Below are 19,111 nucleotides of genomic sequence, written 5' to 3' on the forward strand. Positions count from 1 at the left end.
GCATGATTACCGCCGCGTCAGCAGCAGGCCACACTCCAGGTGGTGCGTGTAGGGGAACTGATCGAAAACGGCGGAAGCGGCGATCTGGTGCGTGTCTTGCAGCGCTGTCACGTTTTCGAGCAGGGTCTGCTGGTTGCAGGATATGTACAAGATGCGGTCGAAGCCGCGGGCCAGTTCCAGCGTCACGGCATCCAGCCCGCTGCGCGGCGGGTCGACGAAGAGCGTGGCGTGGCGGAAGGGCTCGAGATCGATGTCCTTCAGGCGCGTGAATTCTTCGCGGCCGGCCAGCGCATCGCTGAACTCCTCGCTCGACATACGGGCGATGGCAACGTTTTCAACGTTGTTGGCAGCCAGGTTGAATTGCGCGGCATGAACCGATGACTTGCTGACTTCGGTGGCCAGCACCTGGTCGAAGAGCGGCGCCAGCGCGATGGTGAAGTTGCCGTTGCCGCAATAGAGCTCGACCAGATTGCCGCCAATCCCGGCCGCCTGCTGGCAGGCCCAGCCGAGCATCTGGCGATTGACGCCGCCATTGGGCTGGGTGAAGCTGCCTTCGACCTGCTTGTAGCGTAGCTGGCGGCCGTTGAGCTCGAGTTCTTCGAGCACCCAGTCGCGGTCGAGCACGAGCTTCTGGCCGCGGCTGCGACCGATGACGCGGATGCCGAGTTCGGCTGCCATTTCGCGGGCAGCAGCCTCCCAGGCCTCATCCAGCGTGCGGTGATAGATCAGCGTGACCAGCATGTCGCCGCTCAGTGTGGCGAGGAAGTCGGCCTGGAACAGGCTGCGGCGCAGCATTGGGCTGACAGCAAGGCAGTCGCGAAGGCGCGGCATCAGCGCGCAAATCGATTCGGCTGCGGGCGGGAAGGTGTCGAGCGTGATCGGCACCTTCGGGTCTTCCGGGTCGAACATCGCGTAATCGAGCCGGTCGCCATCGTGCCAGATGCGGAATTCGGCGCGCAGCCGGTAATGCAGCGGCATCGAGGCATGGGCGACCGTATTTTTTACGCCGAGCGGGGCGAAGGTATGCTCGAAATGGGCGAGTTTTGCGGCGAGCTGGGCCGGATAGGTGGCGGGGTCGTAACTGGGAAGAGGCATGATTTAGCAAGTATTTTGGCGGTGCCAAGCCGTATTTCGGGGTGGCGACCGTGAGCGAAGGGCGAAATATACGCTGGTCTGCCGGTGAGGGGGAGTATTGCGCCTGGCGGGGATTTGAAATGGCGATGGACTGTCGTAGATCACCGTCATGGTGGCTTTTTTGGTTTTCAGCCGGTATAAAGTCCGGGTCTCCCGATGGGACATCAACCATCTTTAGGATTGTCATGAACGTTGCTCCCCGAATTGTGAATGCCCTTGTCGCGCCCCTGCTGTTCGTTTTGGCGCTGCTTATGCCCTTGCCTTCGCTGGCCAGTGATCACGGCGGTGGTGGCGCCGCGCCGGAGCCAATGGTGTTCACGGTCAATCTTGGTACTGAAAACTATCTGCAGTTCGGGCTGATCCTGGAACCCGCCGTTCCCGAAGCCGCCGGCGCCATCGCCGCCTACAAGCCGAAGATCCAGCATGGGATCATCCTGCTGCTGTCGGGCAAGGATGTGGCCAAGCTACGGACGCTGGAGGGCAAGAAGGAGCTGATCGAAGAGATCGTCGAACTTGCGAACCACGCTATCCATGAAGATGAGGAAACCGGGGTCAAGGAAGCCTTGTTTACCCGATTCCTGATCCAGTAAGCCGCCGATGAAGCCGTATTCAGCCTCCGTCGAGGCTGCCCTCGATGCCGTGGCCGAACATCTTCGCCATGCCAGGAGCGCCTTGTTCATAACCGGTGCCGGCATTTCTGCGGATTCCGGTTTGCCGACCTATCGCGGTGTTGGTGGTCTGTACGACAGCGAGGCAACCGAAGAGGGCTTGCGGATCGAGGACGCGCTGTCTGGCGATGTCTTTGCAATGCGTCCGGACATTACCTGGAAATACCTGATCCAGATTGAAGAAAACTGCCGTGGCGCCAAACCAAACGCTGCTCATTTTGCCATTGCCACTCTGGACGAGCATCTCGACCGGGTCATGGTGTTTACGCAGAACGTAGATGGCCTGCACCGTCAGGCCGGAAGCCGCGAAATTGTCGAGATTCACGGCAACCTGCAGGAACTGGAGTGTACCGAGTGCAGCCATGAGGAAGCCGCCGCCGACCTGAGCGGCCGGGAAGTGCCGCCGCTATGCCCGTTGTGTGGTGCTGTCCTGCGGCCGAGGGTTGTGCTTTTCGGCGAGGCTTTGCCGGAGGAGCCGCTGGACCGTTTCATCGATGCCTTTCAGGAAGGTTTTGACATCGTTTTTACCATCGGGACGTCGAGCATCTTTCCCTACATTACCCAGCCGGTCGTTCTCGCTGCCGGCAGCGGTATTCCGACTGTGGAAATCAATCCGTCGCGAACCATGCTCACCGATATCGTCGATTATTATCTGCCGCTTGGCGCCGCCGAAGCGATGACCGCGATCCTCGAAAGACTCGGGCTGGAGCCGCGTACCACCTGAATGGTTGGGAATTTCCCACACATTATTCGGGAAATTGGTGCAGTGCACAAAAAGCTGTTGACAAGTGTTTCCCTGTAGTTAAAATGGAACCATGCTGCGGTGCAACAAAAGGCCAAGGCGAATAAATCACCCCAACCTCAGGAGATTCACCATGTTCACCAAACCCGAAGATTTCGCCAAGTCCGGCATCAATTCCGTCCTGTTCTTCGCCAACACCACCTTTGATGGCATCGAGCGTCTGGCCCTGTTGAATCTGGCCGCTGCCCGTTCCGTTTTCGAAGGCGCCATGTCCAACGTCAATGCTCTGCTTGGCGCCAAGGATGTCCAGTCTTTCGTCAGCATCCAGAAGGAACTGGCTTCGCCGTCCATCGAAAAGGGCATGGAATACTCGCGTAACGTGATCGCCATCGCTGGCGAAACCAAGGACAAGCTGGCCAAGGAAGTTGAAGCCAAGGTTGCTGAAAACGCCGCCAAGGTTTCCGGCATGGTCGAAAAGGCTCTGGCCTCCGCTCCGGCTGGTTCCGAAGTGGCCGTCGCTGCCGTCAAGACCGCGATCAAGTCCGCCAACGAAGCCTACGAAGGCCTCAACAAGGCTGCCAAGCAGGCTGCTGAAGTTGCCGAAGCCAGCGTTGCTGCTGCTACCAGCGCCACGATGAAGGCTGCCAACGTTGTCGCCGCTCCGAAGGCTTCCAAGAAGGCTGCCTAAGTTCAGCGCTTCTTGTCGTCAAGAACCGGAGCCAGTCTGCGGTTATTGATAAAAAAGCCCTTGGTGACCAAGGGCTTTTTTCATTGCAACACGGGGAGGATTATCACCATGCCACACACTCACGCCCACACCAAGGCTGAAGCCATCCACGAGGCCCTTGAGGTTTTCGAGGAGGCGCATCACCACCAGCCGGATGCCCACGAAAAGGCCCGCCTTGTTTCGGATACGATCAAGGAATGGGAGCACGAAGAGGTTGAAGCCCTGCATTCGGCGGACGCCGCCGCCTGATCGGGCTTGCTGAAAAGACAGCCGGGCCGGCTCAATATCGAGCCCGCCCGGTTTTTCTTATTTGCGCGGCGCTTTCATTGGCTTGCCCTTGCCGCCGCGGTTGCCGCGACAGATCTCCAGGCGCTCGCCCTTGAGTTTGCCGGCAACGCCATCGACGATCGGAACGATTTCTTCCAACCCCGTCTTGCCGGGATCGGCGTCAATCAGCTTGAGGCCACGGCCTTTCGGCAACTGGCGAACTTCGTCGATGTTGAAGACCAGCGCCCGGCCGTCCTTGGTCACACAGGCGATTTCACCGAGCGGAGCCGGCGCGAAAACAACCGGCAGTTCGCCTTCGGACAGCGTCATGAAGGCCTTGCCGGCCTTGCCGCGTGACAGGAGATCGGCGCCCTGGCAGCGGAAGCCGTAGCCGCCGCTGGCGGCAACCAGATAGAGTGCTTCGTTCTTGATCGCCACGGCGAGGCAGGGTTTGCCGCCATCCTGGAAATCGGCCAGCGAGGTGGCCGGAATACCGTCCCCCTTGCCACCGGGGATGTCCGAGGCGGGAATCGAGTAGGCGCGCCCCTTGGTGTCGAGCAGGATCAGGTTATCGACCGTCCGGCAGGGCAGGCAGGCCAGCAGTTCGTCGCCGGAGCGGAAGCTCAGTTGCGTCGGGTCGATGTTGTGGCCCTGACGCGAGCGCAGCCAGCCATGTTTGGAGACGATCAGCGTGGTTGGTTCATCGACGATGGAAACGGTCTTGGCGTCCGACATGGTGACCTTGTCGGCGGCTTCGATGAAGGTGCGGCGGTCGTCGCCGTATTTCTTCGCATCGGCTTCGATCTCAGCTGCGACGCAGGCGCGCATTTCGGTTTCGGAATCAAGTAGCTTGTTGAGGCCAGCAGCTTCTTCGCGCAGCTTGGCCAGTTCCTCGCCGATCTTGATGCCTTCCAGCCGCGCCAACTGGCGCAGGCGGATTTCGAGGATGTCTTCGGCCTGGATTTCGGACAGCTTGAAGTGCGCCATCAGATCGATCTTGGGATCGTCCGATTCGCGAATGACCTTGATTACCTTGTCGATGTCGAGCAGGACGGCCAAACGGCCTTCCAGGATGTGGATGCGCTTTTCGGCGGCTGTCAGGCGGTGACGCGTGCGCCGTTCGACGGTGGCCAGCCGGAAGCGGCACCATTCGGCGATCATGCTGTACAGCGACGCCTGACGCGGCGTGCCATTGACACCGAGGATAGTCAGGTTGATCGAGGCGTTGGTTTCCAGGCTGGTGTGAGCGAGCAGCATGCGCACAAGGTCATCCTGGCCCTGACGCGATGAGGCGGGTTCGATGACGAGGCGCACGGCGTGTTCCTTGCCCGATTCGTCGCGCACGCCGCTTTCCGAAATTGACGACAGGAAGGCCGCTTTCAGATTGAGTTGTTCTGGCGTGAAGACCTTCTTACCGGCCTTTTCCTTGGCGACCGGGTTGGAGCAGGCTTCGATTTCCGAGAGCACGGTGGCGGTTGAGACGCCCGGCGGCAGTTCAGTGATGACCAGCTTCCATTGCCCGCGGGCAAGGTTTTCGATCTTCCATTTGGCGCGCACGCGCAGGCTGCCGCGGCCGCTGCGGTAGGTGGCGGCAATCTCTTCAGCCGTCGAAATGATCTGTGCACCGCCCGGGTAATCCGGGCCGGGGATCAGCGCCAGCACCTGTTCTTCGGTGAAATTCGGGTCTTTTATCAGGTTGACCGCAGCATTCGCCACTTCGCGCAGGTTGTGGGCCGGGATTTCGGTGGCCATGCCGACGGCAATGCCGGAAGCGCCGTTGAGCAGGCAGAAGGGCAGGCGGGCCGGGAGCAGGGCTGGTTCGTCGTTGGCGCCGTCGTAGTTGGGCTTCCAGTCGACCGTGCCTTCGTCGAGTTCGGCCAGCAACAGTTCGGCAATCGGCGTCAGGCGGGCTTCGGTGTAGCGCATCGCAGCGGCGTTGTCGCCGTCGCGTGAGCCGAAATTGCCCTGACCATCGACGATCGGGTAACGCAGGCTCCAGTCCTGCGCCATGCGGACCATGGCGTCGTAGACCGACGAATCGCCGTGCGGGTGGTATTTACCGATCACATCACCGACGACGCGGGCCGACTTGACGTGGCGCGGGCTCTTGTACAGGCCCATCCGGTGCATGGCGTAGAGAATGCGGCGCTGCACCGGCTTCTGGCCGTCGGCGGCCGAGGGCAGGGCGCGGCCGGTGACGACGCTCATCGCGTATTCGAGGTAGCGGCGGGCGGCGTAGTCGGCCGGTGATGGAATGTCGCCGGCCGGGCCGGAGGCCGATGGCGGCAAATCCGGCGGATCGATGTCGCCCGCTTCGCCAGCAGGGGATTCGTTCATGACTGGGGGGTCGGTTTCCGCTGCGTTCTCGGCAGCCGGAAGTGATGCCGGACTCGCTGCGAGTTGCGTATCGGCGGGAGGAAGCGGGGCGTTCGGGTCGAAAAGTTTCAGCTGGTCGGTCATGGAATTCTGTCTTTGCGGCGCGGTCAAAACAAGGTGCGTGCGGATGGTAACCGAAACAGTGGCAGATGCTGTATCGGTCATGCGGTCTGTTCTCCGTTGAGCCGTGGCAGATAACGATCGGCAGCCCGGCAAGGCCGTTGTATCGCTTGCCCAGTTTGTATCTATTGGAGATAATCGATATGGATATGACTTTTGTCTAAGTTATTGACGATAAAAACAACATATCACGTTTATTTTTTCGAGTTCGGGCGGCGACCCGCCGTTTTTGGAGTTGTCCCATGCGGTTGATTCTCCTTTTTTCCTTCTTTTGTGTGTCGGTGTTTGCGCAAGCAGAGCCTGAACGCACCATCCGTATTTGTGACGATACCGGCTGTTCCGATCGTCCGCGCAGTACCACTACTTTTGACCCGAACGCCGGCGGAGATCCCGAGGCCGAGCGTCGCCTGGCTGCGCTGAAGGCGAAAGCCGAAAAGGATCCACGCGCTGCCTATGATCTGGGCTTGCGTTATTTCCGCGGCGATGGCGTGCGCCAGGACAGCTACCAGGCGCTGCAATGGATGCGCGATGCGGCCGAGCGGGGTGACCGCAAGGCGCAGACGGCAGTCGGCAAGCTCTATCTGATGGGCCTGGAGGAAATGGGTTCCGATCCGGCCGAGGCCGAAAAATGGTTGTCCATCGCCGCCGGACGGGGCGACAAGGAGGCCAAAAAGCTGCTTGCCCAGGCAAGCACAGCCAAAAAGAACGAAGTTGCCTATCGCCGCTGGGTGGATACGCAGCGTGTGTATTTGCGCGAGTACTGGCAAAGCCGCTACACCTACCGTTGGTACTGGAACAACAGCGGCTGGTACTACCGTGACGATTATTGAACCGATTTAATGACCCAACAGAAAGTTGAAAATCATGAACGCCAAGAATTCCCCTCTTTTTGTCAGTGCTGCGGCAGCCTTGATGCTCGCTGGTTGCGGTGGCATGGTTCAGACCGGCAATGCGCCGACGGCGGCCACCGGTGCGGCGGCGGGCGGCACCAGCGTCGGGGCCAATCCGAGCCTGGAGCGTTGCCCGGCGCCGCTCGGTACGCTGGCCGTCGATGATGGTCGCAACAAGGACTGGTACGGCGCCTTTGGCCGGGCGACCAAGGTAACCACCATCGAGCCGCTGATCCGCCTGGCCGTGCAGCAGTCGAACTGTTTCGTCATTACCTCCATCGGCAATGAGCGCCTGGACAACAAGATGTCGGCGATTACGGACAAACAGCGCAATTCCGGTGAATACCGGGCCGGTTCGAAGCAGCAGAAGGGCCAGCGCGTGGCGGCAGACTATTTCATGGAGCCGTCGATTATTGTCGATCAGTCGCCGACTGGCCGTCTGGCCGGTGCTGTTGGCGGCGCGCTGCTCGGTGGTCGCGGTGGCCAGGTAATCGGTGCCGGCATGGAAAGCAAGGTTTCAGTCGTCACCCTGTCGCTGTTCGACATTCGCTCGTCGGTGCAGATTGCCATTTCCGAAGGCAATTCGACGGCGACCAACTTCGGTGCCGTGCTCGGCGCCTTTGGTGGCGGAGCAGCCGGTGGCCTGGGCGGTTTCTCGCAGACGCCGGAAGGCAAGGCGACCGTCGCGGCCTTCGTCGATGCCTACAACAGCATGGTCATCTCGCTACGCAACTACAAGGCGCAGGACGTCAAGGGCGGGCTGGGTCGAGGCGGTACGCTGAAGGTGAATTGATCGAAAAACGCTCACCGCTCGGTGAGTGTGACGAATGTCTCCGGAAAAAGGGCGCCGTTTCATCGGCGCCTTTTCATTTCATTTTTTGCGAATTTTTCCGGTTGACCGTGGGAATCGTCGCAAAACCCGGAATTGGCTGGCTCGAATGCCATCCGGGTGCTATGAATAAAGGACTGAAACAACAGATTCGGGCTTGGTCATGGAGCATTCCGGCATGCAGATCGCCCGGCAGTCGCCGGCCGAGGCATTGGCTGCGCTGGACAGCGCTCCCGATGGTCTGAGCGTCAGGGAAGCTGCGCGCCGGCTGGAGGCGTTCGGCCAGAATCGCGTCGAGGCGGCGGCGCGTACGCCTTGGTGGCTGAGCCTGCTTGGTGAGTTCACCCACTTTTTTGCCTTGATCCTGTGGTTCGCCGCCATTCTTGCCTTCACTGCCGCCTATCTGCAGCCGGGCGAGGGCATGTTCGAGCTCGGGCTGGCCATTCTCGGCGTCATTCTGGTCAATGGCAGTTTTTCCTTCTGGCAGACCTATCGCGCCGAGCAGGCGCTGGCGGCGCTGGAAAAGCTCCTGCCGCAGAGCGTCAAGGTACGTCGGGACGGGCAGGAGTTGGACATTCCGGCCGAGCAACTGGTACCGGGCGATATTTTGCTGTTGATCGAAGGCGCCAAGGTGCCAGCCGATTGCCGGCTGGTCGAAAGCTGGGGGCTGCGCGTCAATCTGTCGACGCTGACCGGCGAAACCTATCCGAAAGCGCGCAGCGAAGCCGCCGAGACTGCCGCCGCCGTCGACCCGTTGGCTGCCCATTGCCTGCTGCTGGCCGGCACGCTGGTCGTTTCCGGCGAGGGCCGCGCCGTGGTGTACGCCACCGGCATGCACACGGAGTTCGGCCACATCGCCCACCTGACCCAATCGACCGGCGATACCGAGTCGCCGCTGCAAGGCGAAATCCGCCGGGTATCCCGGCTGGTGGCGATGCTGGCGCTCGGGCTGGGCATTGTGTTCTTCCTGCTCGGCCAGGCGATTGGCCTGCCTTTCTGGGCCAACATGATGTTCGCCATCGGCATCATCGTCGCCAACGTGCCGGAAGGCCTGCTGCCGACCGTGACGCTATCGCTGGCCCTGGCCACCCAGCGCATGGCCCGACGCCATGCGCTGGTCAGGCATCTGCCGGCAGTCGAGACGATGGGCTGCGCGACGGTGATCCTGACTGACAAGACGGGTACGCTGACGCAGAACCGGATGGCCGTGCGCGAATGGTTTGCCGGCGGTCGCCACCACCTCGCGGCCGAGCGCTGGCCGGTGGCGCGCGAGCCGCACCTGCGCGGCGTTGCCCGTTATTGCCAGAGCCTGAAATTTTCCGATGGACAACCCAATGGCGACCCGATGGAGATTGCGCTCTGGCAGTTTGCCGGCGAACTGCCGATGCCCTGGCAATTCGCCGGCGAAATTGCCTTCGATGCCGAGCGGCGGCGCATGTCGGTCTATAGCCGCGAGCCGGATGGCAGTGGCGTGCTGCTCTGCAAGGGCGCGCCGGAAAGTCTGTGGCCGCTATGCACGACCTGGCTGGCCGGCAATGCCATCAAACCGCTCGATGCCGAAGCGCGCGAAAATTTCCGGCTGGCCCACGAAGACATGGCCAGCCGCGGCCTGCGCGTCATTGCCTGCGCCTGGAAGCCGCTGGCGGCGGGCGAGATGCCGAACGAAGAGGGTATGGCCCTGTGCGGCCTGATCGGCCTCGAAGACCCGCCCCGGCCGGATGTTCATGAGGCGGTTGGCCGCTGCCATTCGGCCGGCCTGCGCGTCATCATGTGTACCGGCGATCATCCGCGCACGGCGCTGGCGGTCGGTCGCGAAATCGACATGATCCGCAGCGCATCGCCGCGCGTCATGACCGGTGATGAAGTCCGCCAGATGAGCGCCGCCAGCCTGCAAATCGCCCTCGATGCGCCCGAGGTCATCTTCGCCCGGGTAACCGCCGAGCAGAAAATGATCATCGTCCAGGCCCTGCAGGCCAAGGGCGAGATCGTCGCGGTTACCGGCGACGGCGTGAACGATGCCCCGGCCCTGCGCATGGCCGACATCGGCATCGCCATGGGCCTTTCCGGCACCGACGTGGCGCGCGAGGCGGCCGACATCGTACTGCTCGACGACCACTTCGGCACCATCGTCAATGCCATCGAGGAGGGCCGGGCGGTCTATGAAAACATCCGCAAATTCATCACCTACATCCTGACCTCGAACATTCCCGAGCTGATTCCCTACCTGGCCTTCGTGCTCTTCCGCATTCCGCTGCCGCTGACGGTGATCCAGATTCTCGCCGTCGACCTTGGCACCGACATGCTGCCGGCCCTCGCCCTGGGCGCCGAGAAACCGTCGGCCGACGTCATGCAGCGCCCACCACGGCCGCGCGGCGAACGCCTGCTCTCCGGCGGCCTGCTCGCCCGGGCCTACCTTTTCCTCGGCCCGCTCGAAGCCCTGGGCGCGCTCGCCACCTTCTTCTTCGTGTTGCACGGCTTCGGCTGGCAGTACGGCGAAACCCTGGCGCTCGGCGATCCGCGCTACCTGCAGGCCACCTCGGCCTGCCTGATGGCCATCGTGCTGGCGCAGATGGTCAATCTCTTCGTCTGCCGCCATCCACGCCTGCCAGCCTGGCATTTCCCGCTATTCGAAAACCGCTGGCTGCTCGCCGGGCTGGCCAGCGAAGTGGCTTTGATGGCGGCGATTCTCTACACGCCGTGGGGCAACCGCCTGTTCGGCACGGCGCCGCTGGCGCTCGACGTTTTTCTCTACGCCCTGCCTTTTGCGCTCTTCCTCGGGCTGGCCGAAGAAACGCGCAAGTGGTTCATCCGACGCGGCTAGGCCGGCGTCTCGCGCAGGCGCTCGGCGAGGAAATCGACAAACACGCGAATCTTCGGCGGCAGATGCGTTTGCGGTAGCCAGATTGCCCACGCCGTCTGGCCGAAGGGGCCGACCGGTGTCCAATCGGGGAGCAGGGCCACCAGCCGGCCATCGGCAATTTCGCGGTCGACGGCGTAGTTCCAGACCAGTCCGATGCCCATGTCGGCGAGCAGCAGGTCGCGCACCACCTCGCTGTTATTGACCACGACGTTGCTCGTGACGCGCACCTTCGCTTCCTCATTGCCGCGCTGGAAACGCCATTCGTTGCCGAATTCGCGCAGGCCGTAATGCAGGCAGTTGTAGCCGGCGAGGTCGGCCGGGGTTTCGATTTTTTGGCCTTTTATCGCGTTGACCGTGGAACACAGCCGGTAGCGCACTGGCATCAGCGCCTTGGCGACAACCTGATCGGGCGGTGTGCGGGTCAGGCGCAGGGCGACGTCGTAGCCTTCGTCGACGAGATCGACGAAGCGGTCGAGCAGTGTCAATTGCAGCTCGATCTCCGGGTAGCGGGCGAGGAATTCGGGAATCAGCGGCGCCAGGCAGAGTTTGCCGAAAGTCACCGAGGCCGTGACGCGCAAGGTGCCGCGTGGCGCCTCGACCAGACCGGCGGCCAGGCGGGCGCTTTCGTCGAGCAGGGCGACGCCCTGCGCGGCGCGCTCATAGAGCACGCGGCCGGCTTCAGTCAGCGACATGGCGCGCGTCGTGCGTTGCAGAAGGCGCAGGCCGAGCTGCTTTTCGAGCCGATTGATGCGCTTGCTGACCGCCGATTTGGTCAGGCCCATGGCCCGCGCCGCCGCTGAAAAACCTTGCGTATCGACGACCCGGACAAAAACGGCAAGGTCGGATAAATGATCGAGCGGGTTGATTGTTTCCATGTGGCAACAAACTGTTGTACGGATGGTGGATTGTATCGATAAACGCCCGGTGAAATGATGCAGGCGTCACTTCAAACGGAGAAAACCATGCCCCTGATCAACATCACCCTGGCCGGCCCCAGCCTTGCGCCGAGCACCATTCAGCACTTGCAGCAGGAAACGACGCGCCTCATGCAGCGCATCCTGCGCAAGGAAGCGGCGCTCACCGTGGTCAGCGTCACGCAGGTGCCGGCCAGCGCCTTCACGGCCAACGGACAGGCTGTTGGCGTCGCGGCCAGCCTGCAGGCGCTGATTACCGCCGGCACCAACAGCGCGGCCGAAAAGGCCGATTTCATTTTTGCCGCAAAATCCCTATTGACCGTGGCAATCGGCCCCAGCACTGCGCCCATTTACGTCGCGCTGCACGAACTGCCGGCCGAAAGCTGGGGCTACGACGGTCAAACGCAAGCAGCGCGCAAGGCCGGGCAACTGATTGGAGAAGCAGCATGACCGCCCGCACCCTGCGCCAGATCGCCGGCGTCCCGCCCAGCCTGCACGCCGACGCGACGCTGGACGCCGCCAAAACCGCCGTCGTCTTCATCGACTACCAGAACGAATACCGCAACGGCCCGCTGGCGTTGCCTGACGAGGCAACCGCCAGTAACGCCGCCCGCCAGTTGCGCGCCTGGGCGGATCGGGCCGGCATCGCCGTCATCCACGTCCTGCACCGTGCGCAGGCCACTGCACCGATCTTCGCTCCGGATTCGGAAGGCGCGGCGCCCATCGCCGGCCTGGCACCGGGCGAGGGTGAGGCTGTCATCCATAAACATCTGCCCTCGGCCTTCACCGGCACCAGCCTGCACGATGAACTGCAAACGCGCGGGGTCGAAACGCTGATCATCGCCGGCTACATGACCCACAACTGCGTCGACTCAACCGCCCGCGAAGCCTTCCATCGCGGCTATCGGGTCGGCGTCGTGGCCGAGGCCAGCGCCACGCGCGACCTGCCGGGGCCGGATGGCCAGACGATTCCGGCAGCGACGGTACACGCTGGCGTGCTCGCCGGGCTAGGGGACAGGATTGCCGAAATCGTCGACGTGGCAACGCTGGCGGCGATGAAAGTGGTCTGACGGCAGGCCGAAGCCGGTTGGCCGTGGCTTCCACGGTCAACCGGAAATATCTGCCAAAAATGAAATGTGACCCAGCCACGGAGGCTCATTGCCGAAAGGTTGGGATTTGTAAAAGTCCCTTCATATAAATTCACCAAACCTGTCGTCGAATGCAACTAACATGAACTCACGCTCGGTCGATTCATGACCGGCCATCCATTTGTTCAATCGGTCGCACAGGAGAAATAGCATGGGAATTTTCAGCAATATTCTGGCCAAACTGGGCTTTGGCGATGACAAGGCGGAAGTGGTCGCCGAGGCTGCACCGGCCGCCGTTGAGGCACCCGTCGTTGCCGCGCCGGTAGCGATCAGCGCAGTCGATGTCGTGGCCAAGCTGGAAGCGCTGGCCAAAGCCAATCCGGAAAAACTCAACTGGAAGGTTTCCATCGTCGATCTGCTCAAACTGCTCGGTCTGGACAGCAGCCTGGCGGTGCGCAAGGAACTGGCCGCCGAACTCGGCTGCCCGGCCGACAAGATGGGCGATTCGGCGCAGATGAACATGTGGCTGCACAAAACCGTGCTGCAGAAGCTGGCTGAAAACGGCGGCAATATTCCGGCTGAACTGCTGTAAGCAACTGGCCCGGTTTCACCATGAAGGCTCGCTTTTGGCGGGCCTTTTTCTTTGCTGGCTTAGCCGGCGAGGCTCTCGTCGAGCAGCCGTTCGCACTCCACCATCAGCGATTCGGCGATTTCGGAATGATGGTTGGGGTCGAGCGATTCCATCATTTCGTGGGCCGTGTACATGCCGGCTTCGCGCGACAGGCTGCTCTCGATCTGGCGGGCGAGCTCGTCGCTGAGGCCCGAGAGTTGCCGGCGCTCGTTGAGTGGCATCTTGTTTTTCGAGCGCGACAGCCAGTCGGCGGCCAGGCTGGCGCCCTGGGCTTCGGTCAGCCACTGGCCGTATTCGTAGAACGCGGTCAGGCGCTCGGCGGCCAGCGCAAAAATCAGCGCGACGCGCATGCCGCGTTCGGTCATGGATGGGCTCGCAGGCTTCTCCCAAGTCATTTGTCACCATCTTTTGTTATCCTGCCGCACCTTATCACGGCCGCCCGGCGGAATGCCCCGAATGCCACTGAACACCCTTGAAGACCTGTGCGCCGGCAAGCTGGCCGGGAGCCGGCGCATCAAACTGGCCTGCGACCTGACTGAATTCCCGCGCGAGATTTTCGATCTGGCTGATACGCTGGAGATTCTTGATTTGTCGGGGAATGGGCTGTCGGCATTGCCCGACGATCTGCCACGGCTAGGCAAGCTACGCATTCTGTTTTGCTCCGACAACCGTTTCACCGAATTGCCGGCGGTGCTCGGGCAATGCGCCGAGCTGGAAATGGTCGGCTTCAAGGCCAACCGGATTCGGCAGGCGTCGGCAGCGGCCTTGCCACCCAAACTGCGCTGGCTGATTCTGACTGACAACCGGATTGCCGAACTACCACCGGAAATCGGCCGCTGCACCCGTTTGCAGAAGCTTATGCTGGCCGGCAACCAGTTGCGCTCGCTGCCGCCCGAGATGGCCAATTGCACCAGGCTGGAATTGCTGCGGATTGCCGCCAACCAGCTTTCGGCCTTGCCTGACTGGCTGTTGTCTCTGCCGAAACTATCCTGGCTGGCCTTCGCCGGCAATCCGTTCTGCCTGGACGTGCCGGCTCAGAGCTGCGTCTCGCCAATTCACTGGGACGATCTGCATGTCAGCCATCAATTGGGCGAGGGCGCTTCGGGCGTCATTCATCATGCTGAATGGCGCTCGGCCGGCAGCGCGCAGCCGGTGGCGCTCAAATTATTCAAGGGCGCGATGACGAGCGACGGCCTGCCGCTCAACGAGATGAATGCCTGCATGACCGCCGGTGCACATCCCAATCTGATTCCTGTGCTCGGCAAACTGGCAGCGCACCCGGAGGCTGCACACGGGCTGGTCATGGCGCTGATCGACAGCGATTTCCGCAATCTTGCCGGGCCACCCAGTCTGGATTCCTGCACGCGCGACGTTTATCCGGCGGAGGCCAGTTTCGATCTCGATGCCGCTATTCGCATCGCCCTTGGCATCGCCTCGGCAGCCGAACACCTGCACGCCCAGGGCATCACGCATGGCGACTTGTATGGCCACAATATCCTGCATGGCGCCGATGGGCTGGCCATGCTCGGCGACTTCGGTGCGGCCTCGTTTATGCCGCAGGATGACCCGCTCGTCGCCAAGGCCTTGCAACGCATTGAGGTCCGGGCATTTTCGTGTTTGCTCGAAGAATTGCTGGCGTTTTCCTCGCCCAACACCGATTCCACGGTCAACCGGGAAAAAGTCGAAAAATTGAAATCCTTGCAGGCCGAATGCGCGCAGGAAAATGTCTCAGCCAGACCGCTGTTCGCCGAAATTGTGTCGGTGCTTGGCGCGTTGATGCCGGGCTAACGGCCTCTTTGATCGGCCATCAATTCACCCTCATAACCAGCCGACGCGTTTGAATTTGGCATAAAGAGCAACGCAGGCCCCACAGATGGCCAGAAGCGCCATCGGGTAACCGTATTCCCATTGCAGTTCGGGCATCGCCTTGAAATTCATTCCCCAGATGCCGGCAAACGCGGTGGCGACGGCAAAAATACCAGCCCACGCCGCCAGCTTCTTGTTCACCTCGCTCTCTTCGATGGTCACCATCGACAGGTTGACCTGAATGGCGGTGCCAATGGTGTCCCGAATGTTGTCCAGCGAAGCATTGATACGGGCGAGGTGATCATAGACGTCACGAAAGTAGTCGCGGCTATTGGCACAGACTGCCGGCCCACGGCCGCCCGAGAGCTTGCCGGTGGCTTCCATCATCGGCGCTACGGCATGCTTTAGGAAGGTGATCTTGCGTTTCAGATCGTAAAGACGCTCGATATTGCTGCGGGCGGCACCCTTGGCAAAAATCTGCTCCTCGATTTCTTCGAGTTCCGACTCCAGCCGGTCCATGATCGGAAAATAGCGATCGACGACTGCATCCATCAGGGCATAGAGGACAAAACCCGATCCATGGCTGAGCAGGTGCGGCTCCCGTTCGCAGCGTTCGCGCACGCCGAGAAAACCCTGCTGACTATGGTTTCTGACCGACAGAACGTAGTTCTGCCCAACGAAGACATTGACCTCGCCGACATTGAACTCGCCATCGACCTCTTCGAGCAGGTGCATGACGGCGAACACCGAATCACCATACTCCTCGATCTTCGGTCGCTGGTGACCGTGCCGGGCGTCCTCGACGGCCAGCTCGTGCAGGGCAAACTCCTCCTGCATCTGATCCAGCTCCTGCGCCGTCGCATCGCGCAGTGCGACCCAGACGAAGCAATCCGGCTTGGCCAGATAGTCGCTGATTTCCTCGACTGCCATGTCGGCCAGGCGTGAGCCGTTTTCGTAGGCGACGCAGTTGATCAGCATGCTTTTAACCCCCGTAATTTTAGATAGCTCCTGAACATCTCTAACGGCCCTTCGTCACGATCTGCGGCAGGGACCATGCACCGCCCGGCGCCATCAGCCGGCACATGCCCGTGCTTGATGATTCGGTATGCACGAACTGGCTACCGTCCCAGATCCAGCTATCCGACGACCAGCAGTCGCCCAGGCCCCGGCCTTTTTGCATGGAAGAAATCTCGCTTCCGTTGAAATCGGAGCCGGAGTAGGTGACGAGCACGGGATGAAACGGCGACTGGGCATTGATGACCCAATAGCCGAAGCCGGCGTTGTAGGCACCCATCCAGCACCGGGCAGAGGCCAGCAATTGGGTGCTGCTCAGGCGCGTGATGGCGAGTCCCTCGGCGGCCAGCGTTTCGTCATCGAAGTCCGGGCAATCGTCGTCCTTGCCAATGGCGGTGCGCAAGGCTTTGCGCAGGCTTTTGCTTTTGGCTAGCTTGGCGTCTTCCGGCAAGGTTTTGGGCAAGGGGGCCGCAACGACAACCTGGGCTGGCAAGGGCGGCAGCACGCTGTCCTCGCCGTGCGACCCCTTGCGGATGATGGCGCCCGGTGTGCCGAGTCGTCCCTGGAACTCGTCCATTTTCAGCAACACGGCCGCGGCCCCTGCCCCGGAAAGTGGCCAGGCGTTGCCGCCCGATGACCATTCGATGGTCGTCTTGCCGCGCAAGGCCGTGAGCAGCACGGCGACCTGTTGGGGCGGCAGATCGGCAACCAGGGAATCTTGCGGAACGGTGACCCGGCCGATTGGGCGCCCGTTGATGCGCAGGGTCAGCTTGATATTTTTGGGCTGCGAGGCGTACAAGGCTTCGTCCTCCTCGCCATAGCTGCCCAGCATCAGCTGCCCCCGGACCGCTTCGCCCGGGCCGGCGGCGCGGGTGAGCAGGACGGAAACGCGCCGATCCTCGCCGTCTGCGCTGTAACCCGCCGCCCGGCAGGTCCGCGTGTTGTCGCAGACAATTTCCCAGTCGTTATGGAAAAAACTGAGGCCGGGCAAGGTTTCGGCGGCCTGCGCGCCAAATGGGAACAGCGCGATGGCTGCCAGGGAAAAACGGGATGGATGAAACATGCGTTTGCCCTTTCCGGGGAAATCAGTTCGGTGCCGAGAGTGCCCGTGAAATCCGGTGCCGTGCCACCGTCGGGCGCGGCACTTTTTCGTCGAACCAGCTCCGCACATCCTGGTCCAGGCAGATGCCGTGCATGTAGTTGTACAGCGCCTTGTTCAACGCCTTGCCGAGGCGGTCGTGATCGACGCCGGTGGGGTCGATGAAATGCACGTCGTTTTTGCCGAATTTGCCGGGCGGCAAGGGTTGCAGCTTGATGCCGTATTCGGCGGGGTTCTGGCCGACAGGCGAATGCACCGTGCACGTGAAGCGGTGGAAGAAGCCGGACTGGATGCAGCCCTCGGCGAACAGCTGGCGGACGTATTCGAGGGCGTCGACCGTGTCCTGGACCGTTTGCGTCGGAAAGCCGTACATCAGGTAGGCATGGACGAGCACCCCGGCATCCGTGAAGGCGCGCGTGACGCGGGCGACCTGATCGACCGAGACGCCTTTTTTCATGAGCTCGAGCAGGCGGTCGGAGGCGACTTCTAGCCCGCCGGATATGGCGATGCAGCCGCTGTCGGCGAGTTGCAGGCAAAGCTCGGGCGTGAAGGATTTTTCGAAGCGGATGTTGCCCCACCATGAAATGGCCAGGTTGCGTCGCTGCAGTTCCTCGGCCAGGGCGCGCAGGGCTTTCGGCGGGGCAGCTTCGTCGACGAGATGGAAACCGGTGTGGCCGGTTTCGGCGATGATCTGCTCGATGCGGTCGACCAGAACCTTGGCGCTGGCCGCGTCGTAGCGGCCGATGTAGTCGAGGCTGACGTCGCAGAAGCTGCATTTCTTCCAGTAGCAGCCGTGGGCGACGGTCAGTTTGTTCCAGTGCCCATCGGACCACAGCCGGTGCATGGGATTGAGCATGTCGAGCAGCGACAGGTAGCGGTCGAGCGGCAGGCCATCCCAGGTCGGCGTGCCGACTTCCTCGAAGGGGATGTCTGGCTCGCTGGCGTTGAAGTAGCGCACGGCACCGTCGACCCGGGTGAAGGTGCGGATGAGGTTGAGGCGCGGGCGCTGGCCGGCGAGGTGCTCGAACAGCGCGAGCAGCGGCTTTTCGCCGTCGTCGAGGGTGACGTAGTCGAAGTAATCGAAAACGCGAGGCTCGGCCAATTCGCGCAGCTCGGTATTGACATAGCCGCCGCCGAGCACGGTGATGATGTCGGGCCGGTAAGCCTTGATCGTCTGGGCGATGCGGAAGGCGGCATAGACCGAGCCGGGGAAGGGCACGGAAATCAGCACGATGTCCGGATTGCTATCCCCCAAGGGGACTTCCTTCGGGGCGCGCCCGATCACAGAAATCACCAGGTTTTTCAGGGTGGTATCGACCAGCGTCGGCGGTGCGGCCAGCGCCGTGGCCAGCGGATTGAAGCTGGCCTGGCTCTGGGCCAGCGACTCGGCGTAGCGGACGAACTCGAAACGGGTGTCGACCGCCTCGCGCAGCACGTCGGCGAGGTCGTTGAGGTAGAGCGTGGCCAGGTGCCGCGCCCGGTCCTGTACGCCAAGCGAGCCGAAAGCCCAGGCCAGCGGGTCGCCGCCGTCTTCATCGAGATAATTGTCGAGCGAGGCGAAGCGCGGCCCTTCGGGCAGGAAGGCCCGCGTGCAGATGCGGTGCGCGATCGAGCCGTCGCGGCCCTGGAGCAGCGCGATGGCCGGGCCAATGGAGGCCAGATAGCGGTCGAACTCGTTGAGGAAAATCTTGATCGTATTCGAACGCTTCTTGCCGGGGATGGCCTCGGCTGCCGCCTTGATCTTCGGCAGGCCGGCTGGCGAGAGCAGTTCGAGGACCAGGGCCAGGGCCAGGTCGGTCTGCTCGGCCTGAAAACCGCGCGAGCGCAGGAAGCCGGTCAGGTAGGCGGTCGCCGGGTAGGGCGTGTTGAGCTGGGTCATCGGCGGGATGATGCTCAGGATGCGGGGGGAGGCGGCAGTCATGGTGGGGCGAATGATAGGGGAAGCG

The 19,111-nt window shown here is 62.1% G+C and carries 18 protein-coding genes; 11 read left to right on the plus strand and 7 right to left on the minus strand.

The window, feature by feature from the left end; genetic code table 11:
- Positions 1 to 6: 6 nt before the first annotated feature.
- Positions 7 to 1,095, minus strand: a complete 1,089-nt coding sequence (trmA, locus tag WBK19_RS04355) for a tRNA (uridine(54)-C5)-methyltransferase TrmA (RefSeq protein WP_511287287.1) — start codon at positions 1,093 to 1,095, stop codon at positions 7 to 9.
- A gap of 224 nt (positions 1,096 to 1,319) precedes the next feature.
- Here trmA and WBK19_RS04360 point away from each other — a divergent pair, with 224 nt between their 5' ends.
- The 4 genes from WBK19_RS04360 to WBK19_RS04375 all read left to right on the plus strand — a co-directional run bounded on the left by WBK19_RS04360 (position 1,320) and on the right by WBK19_RS04375 (position 3,520).
- Positions 1,320 to 1,724: a flagellar basal body-associated FliL family protein gene (locus WBK19_RS04360; protein WP_511287289.1), complete on the plus strand. Its 405-nt coding sequence runs from the start codon at positions 1,320 to 1,322 to the stop codon at positions 1,722 to 1,724.
- Positions 1,725 to 1,731: 7 nt separating this feature from the next.
- Positions 1,732 to 2,526 carry an NAD-dependent deacylase gene (locus tag WBK19_RS04365; protein WP_511287291.1) on the plus strand — a complete coding sequence of 265 codons (795 nt, stop codon included), beginning with the start codon at positions 1,732 to 1,734 and terminating at the stop codon, positions 2,524 to 2,526.
- 151 nt (positions 2,527 to 2,677) lie between these two features.
- The gene (locus WBK19_RS04370; RefSeq protein ID WP_511287293.1) at positions 2,678 to 3,232 is read left to right on the plus strand and encodes a phasin family protein; all 555 of its coding nucleotides are present in this window, start codon (positions 2,678 to 2,680) and stop codon (positions 3,230 to 3,232) included.
- A gap of 108 nt (positions 3,233 to 3,340) precedes the next feature.
- Positions 3,341 to 3,520, plus strand: a complete 180-nt coding sequence (locus tag WBK19_RS04375) for a hypothetical protein (protein WP_511287295.1) — start codon at positions 3,341 to 3,343, stop codon at positions 3,518 to 3,520.
- A 57-nt stretch (positions 3,521 to 3,577) separates the two neighbouring features.
- Here the strand turns inward: WBK19_RS04375 and parC are convergent, their stop codons facing one another.
- On the minus strand, positions 3,578 to 5,875 hold the full coding sequence (parC, locus tag WBK19_RS04380) for a DNA topoisomerase IV subunit A (RefSeq protein ID WP_511287297.1): 2,298 nt from the start codon (positions 5,873 to 5,875) through the stop codon (positions 3,578 to 3,580).
- Positions 5,876 to 6,276: 401 nt separating this feature from the next.
- Between parC and WBK19_RS04385 the strand changes: the two genes are divergently transcribed.
- From WBK19_RS04385 to WBK19_RS04395, 3 genes are all read left to right on the plus strand, one after another.
- The gene (locus WBK19_RS04385) at positions 6,277 to 6,864 is read left to right on the plus strand and encodes a tetratricopeptide repeat protein (RefSeq protein ID WP_511287299.1); all 588 of its coding nucleotides are present in this window, start codon (positions 6,277 to 6,279) and stop codon (positions 6,862 to 6,864) included.
- Between the two features lie 34 nt (positions 6,865 to 6,898).
- Positions 6,899 to 7,717, plus strand: coding sequence for a hypothetical protein (locus WBK19_RS04390; RefSeq protein WP_511287301.1), 819 nt, complete (start codon positions 6,899 to 6,901; stop codon positions 7,715 to 7,717).
- A gap of 214 nt (positions 7,718 to 7,931) precedes the next feature.
- Positions 7,932 to 10,574 carry a cation-translocating P-type ATPase gene (locus tag WBK19_RS04395; RefSeq protein ID WP_511287303.1) on the plus strand — a complete coding sequence of 881 codons (2,643 nt, stop codon included), beginning with the start codon at positions 7,932 to 7,934 and terminating at the stop codon, positions 10,572 to 10,574.
- Here WBK19_RS04395 and WBK19_RS04400 read toward each other — a convergent pair.
- Complete coding sequence (locus WBK19_RS04400; RefSeq protein WP_511287305.1) at positions 10,571 to 11,488, minus strand: LysR family transcriptional regulator; 918 nt, start codon at positions 11,486 to 11,488, stop codon at positions 10,571 to 10,573. The genes WBK19_RS04395 and WBK19_RS04400 overlap by 4 nt on opposite strands.
- An 87-nt stretch (positions 11,489 to 11,575) precedes the next feature.
- Between WBK19_RS04400 and WBK19_RS04405 the strand changes: the two genes are divergently transcribed.
- From WBK19_RS04405 to WBK19_RS04415, 3 genes are all read left to right on the plus strand, one after another.
- A complete protein-coding gene (locus WBK19_RS04405) occupies positions 11,576 to 11,977 on the plus strand; it encodes a hypothetical protein (protein ID WP_511287307.1) in 402 nt (133 codons plus the stop codon).
- Positions 11,974 to 12,597 (plus strand): cysteine hydrolase family protein, encoded by a 624-nt coding sequence (locus WBK19_RS04410; RefSeq protein WP_511287309.1) that lies wholly within the window; start codon positions 11,974 to 11,976, stop codon positions 12,595 to 12,597. Before WBK19_RS04405 ends, WBK19_RS04410 begins: the two co-directional genes overlap by 4 nt.
- A gap of 229 nt (positions 12,598 to 12,826) precedes the next feature.
- Positions 12,827 to 13,207, plus strand: a complete 381-nt coding sequence (locus tag WBK19_RS04415; RefSeq protein ID WP_511287311.1) for a DUF3597 domain-containing protein — start codon at positions 12,827 to 12,829, stop codon at positions 13,205 to 13,207.
- A 59-nt stretch (positions 13,208 to 13,266) separates the two neighbouring features.
- Here the strand turns inward: WBK19_RS04415 and WBK19_RS04420 are convergent, their stop codons facing one another.
- Positions 13,267 to 13,611 carry a hypothetical protein gene (locus WBK19_RS04420; RefSeq protein ID WP_511287313.1) on the minus strand — a complete coding sequence of 115 codons (345 nt, stop codon included), beginning with the start codon at positions 13,609 to 13,611 and terminating at the stop codon, positions 13,267 to 13,269.
- Positions 13,612 to 13,702: 91 nt separating this feature from the next.
- Between WBK19_RS04420 and WBK19_RS04425 the strand changes: the two genes are divergently transcribed.
- Positions 13,703 to 15,034: a leucine-rich repeat-containing protein kinase family protein gene (locus WBK19_RS04425; RefSeq protein ID WP_511287315.1), complete on the plus strand. Its 1,332-nt coding sequence runs from the start codon at positions 13,703 to 13,705 to the stop codon at positions 15,032 to 15,034.
- Positions 15,035 to 15,064: 30 nt separating this feature from the next.
- Here WBK19_RS04425 and corA read toward each other — a convergent pair whose 3' ends face one another.
- From corA to WBK19_RS04440, 3 genes are read right to left on the minus strand one after another with little or no spacing between them, the layout of a single operon-like run.
- A complete protein-coding gene (gene corA, locus WBK19_RS04430) occupies positions 15,065 to 16,030 on the minus strand; it encodes a magnesium/cobalt transporter CorA (protein WP_511287317.1) in 966 nt (321 codons plus the stop codon).
- A 40-nt stretch (positions 16,031 to 16,070) separates the two neighbouring features.
- On the minus strand, positions 16,071 to 17,129 hold the full coding sequence (locus WBK19_RS04435; RefSeq protein WP_511287319.1) for a DUF1176 domain-containing protein: 1,059 nt from the start codon (positions 17,127 to 17,129) through the stop codon (positions 16,071 to 16,073).
- A gap of 22 nt (positions 17,130 to 17,151) precedes the next feature.
- Positions 17,152 to 19,086: a B12-binding domain-containing radical SAM protein gene (locus WBK19_RS04440; RefSeq protein ID WP_511287321.1), complete on the minus strand. Its 1,935-nt coding sequence runs from the start codon at positions 19,084 to 19,086 to the stop codon at positions 17,152 to 17,154.
- Positions 19,087 to 19,111 lie beyond the last annotated feature (25 nt).

The sequence above is a fragment of the Azonexus sp. genome, from assembly GCF_049652925.1.
GTDB lineage: Bacteria > Pseudomonadota > Gammaproteobacteria > Burkholderiales > Rhodocyclaceae > Azonexus.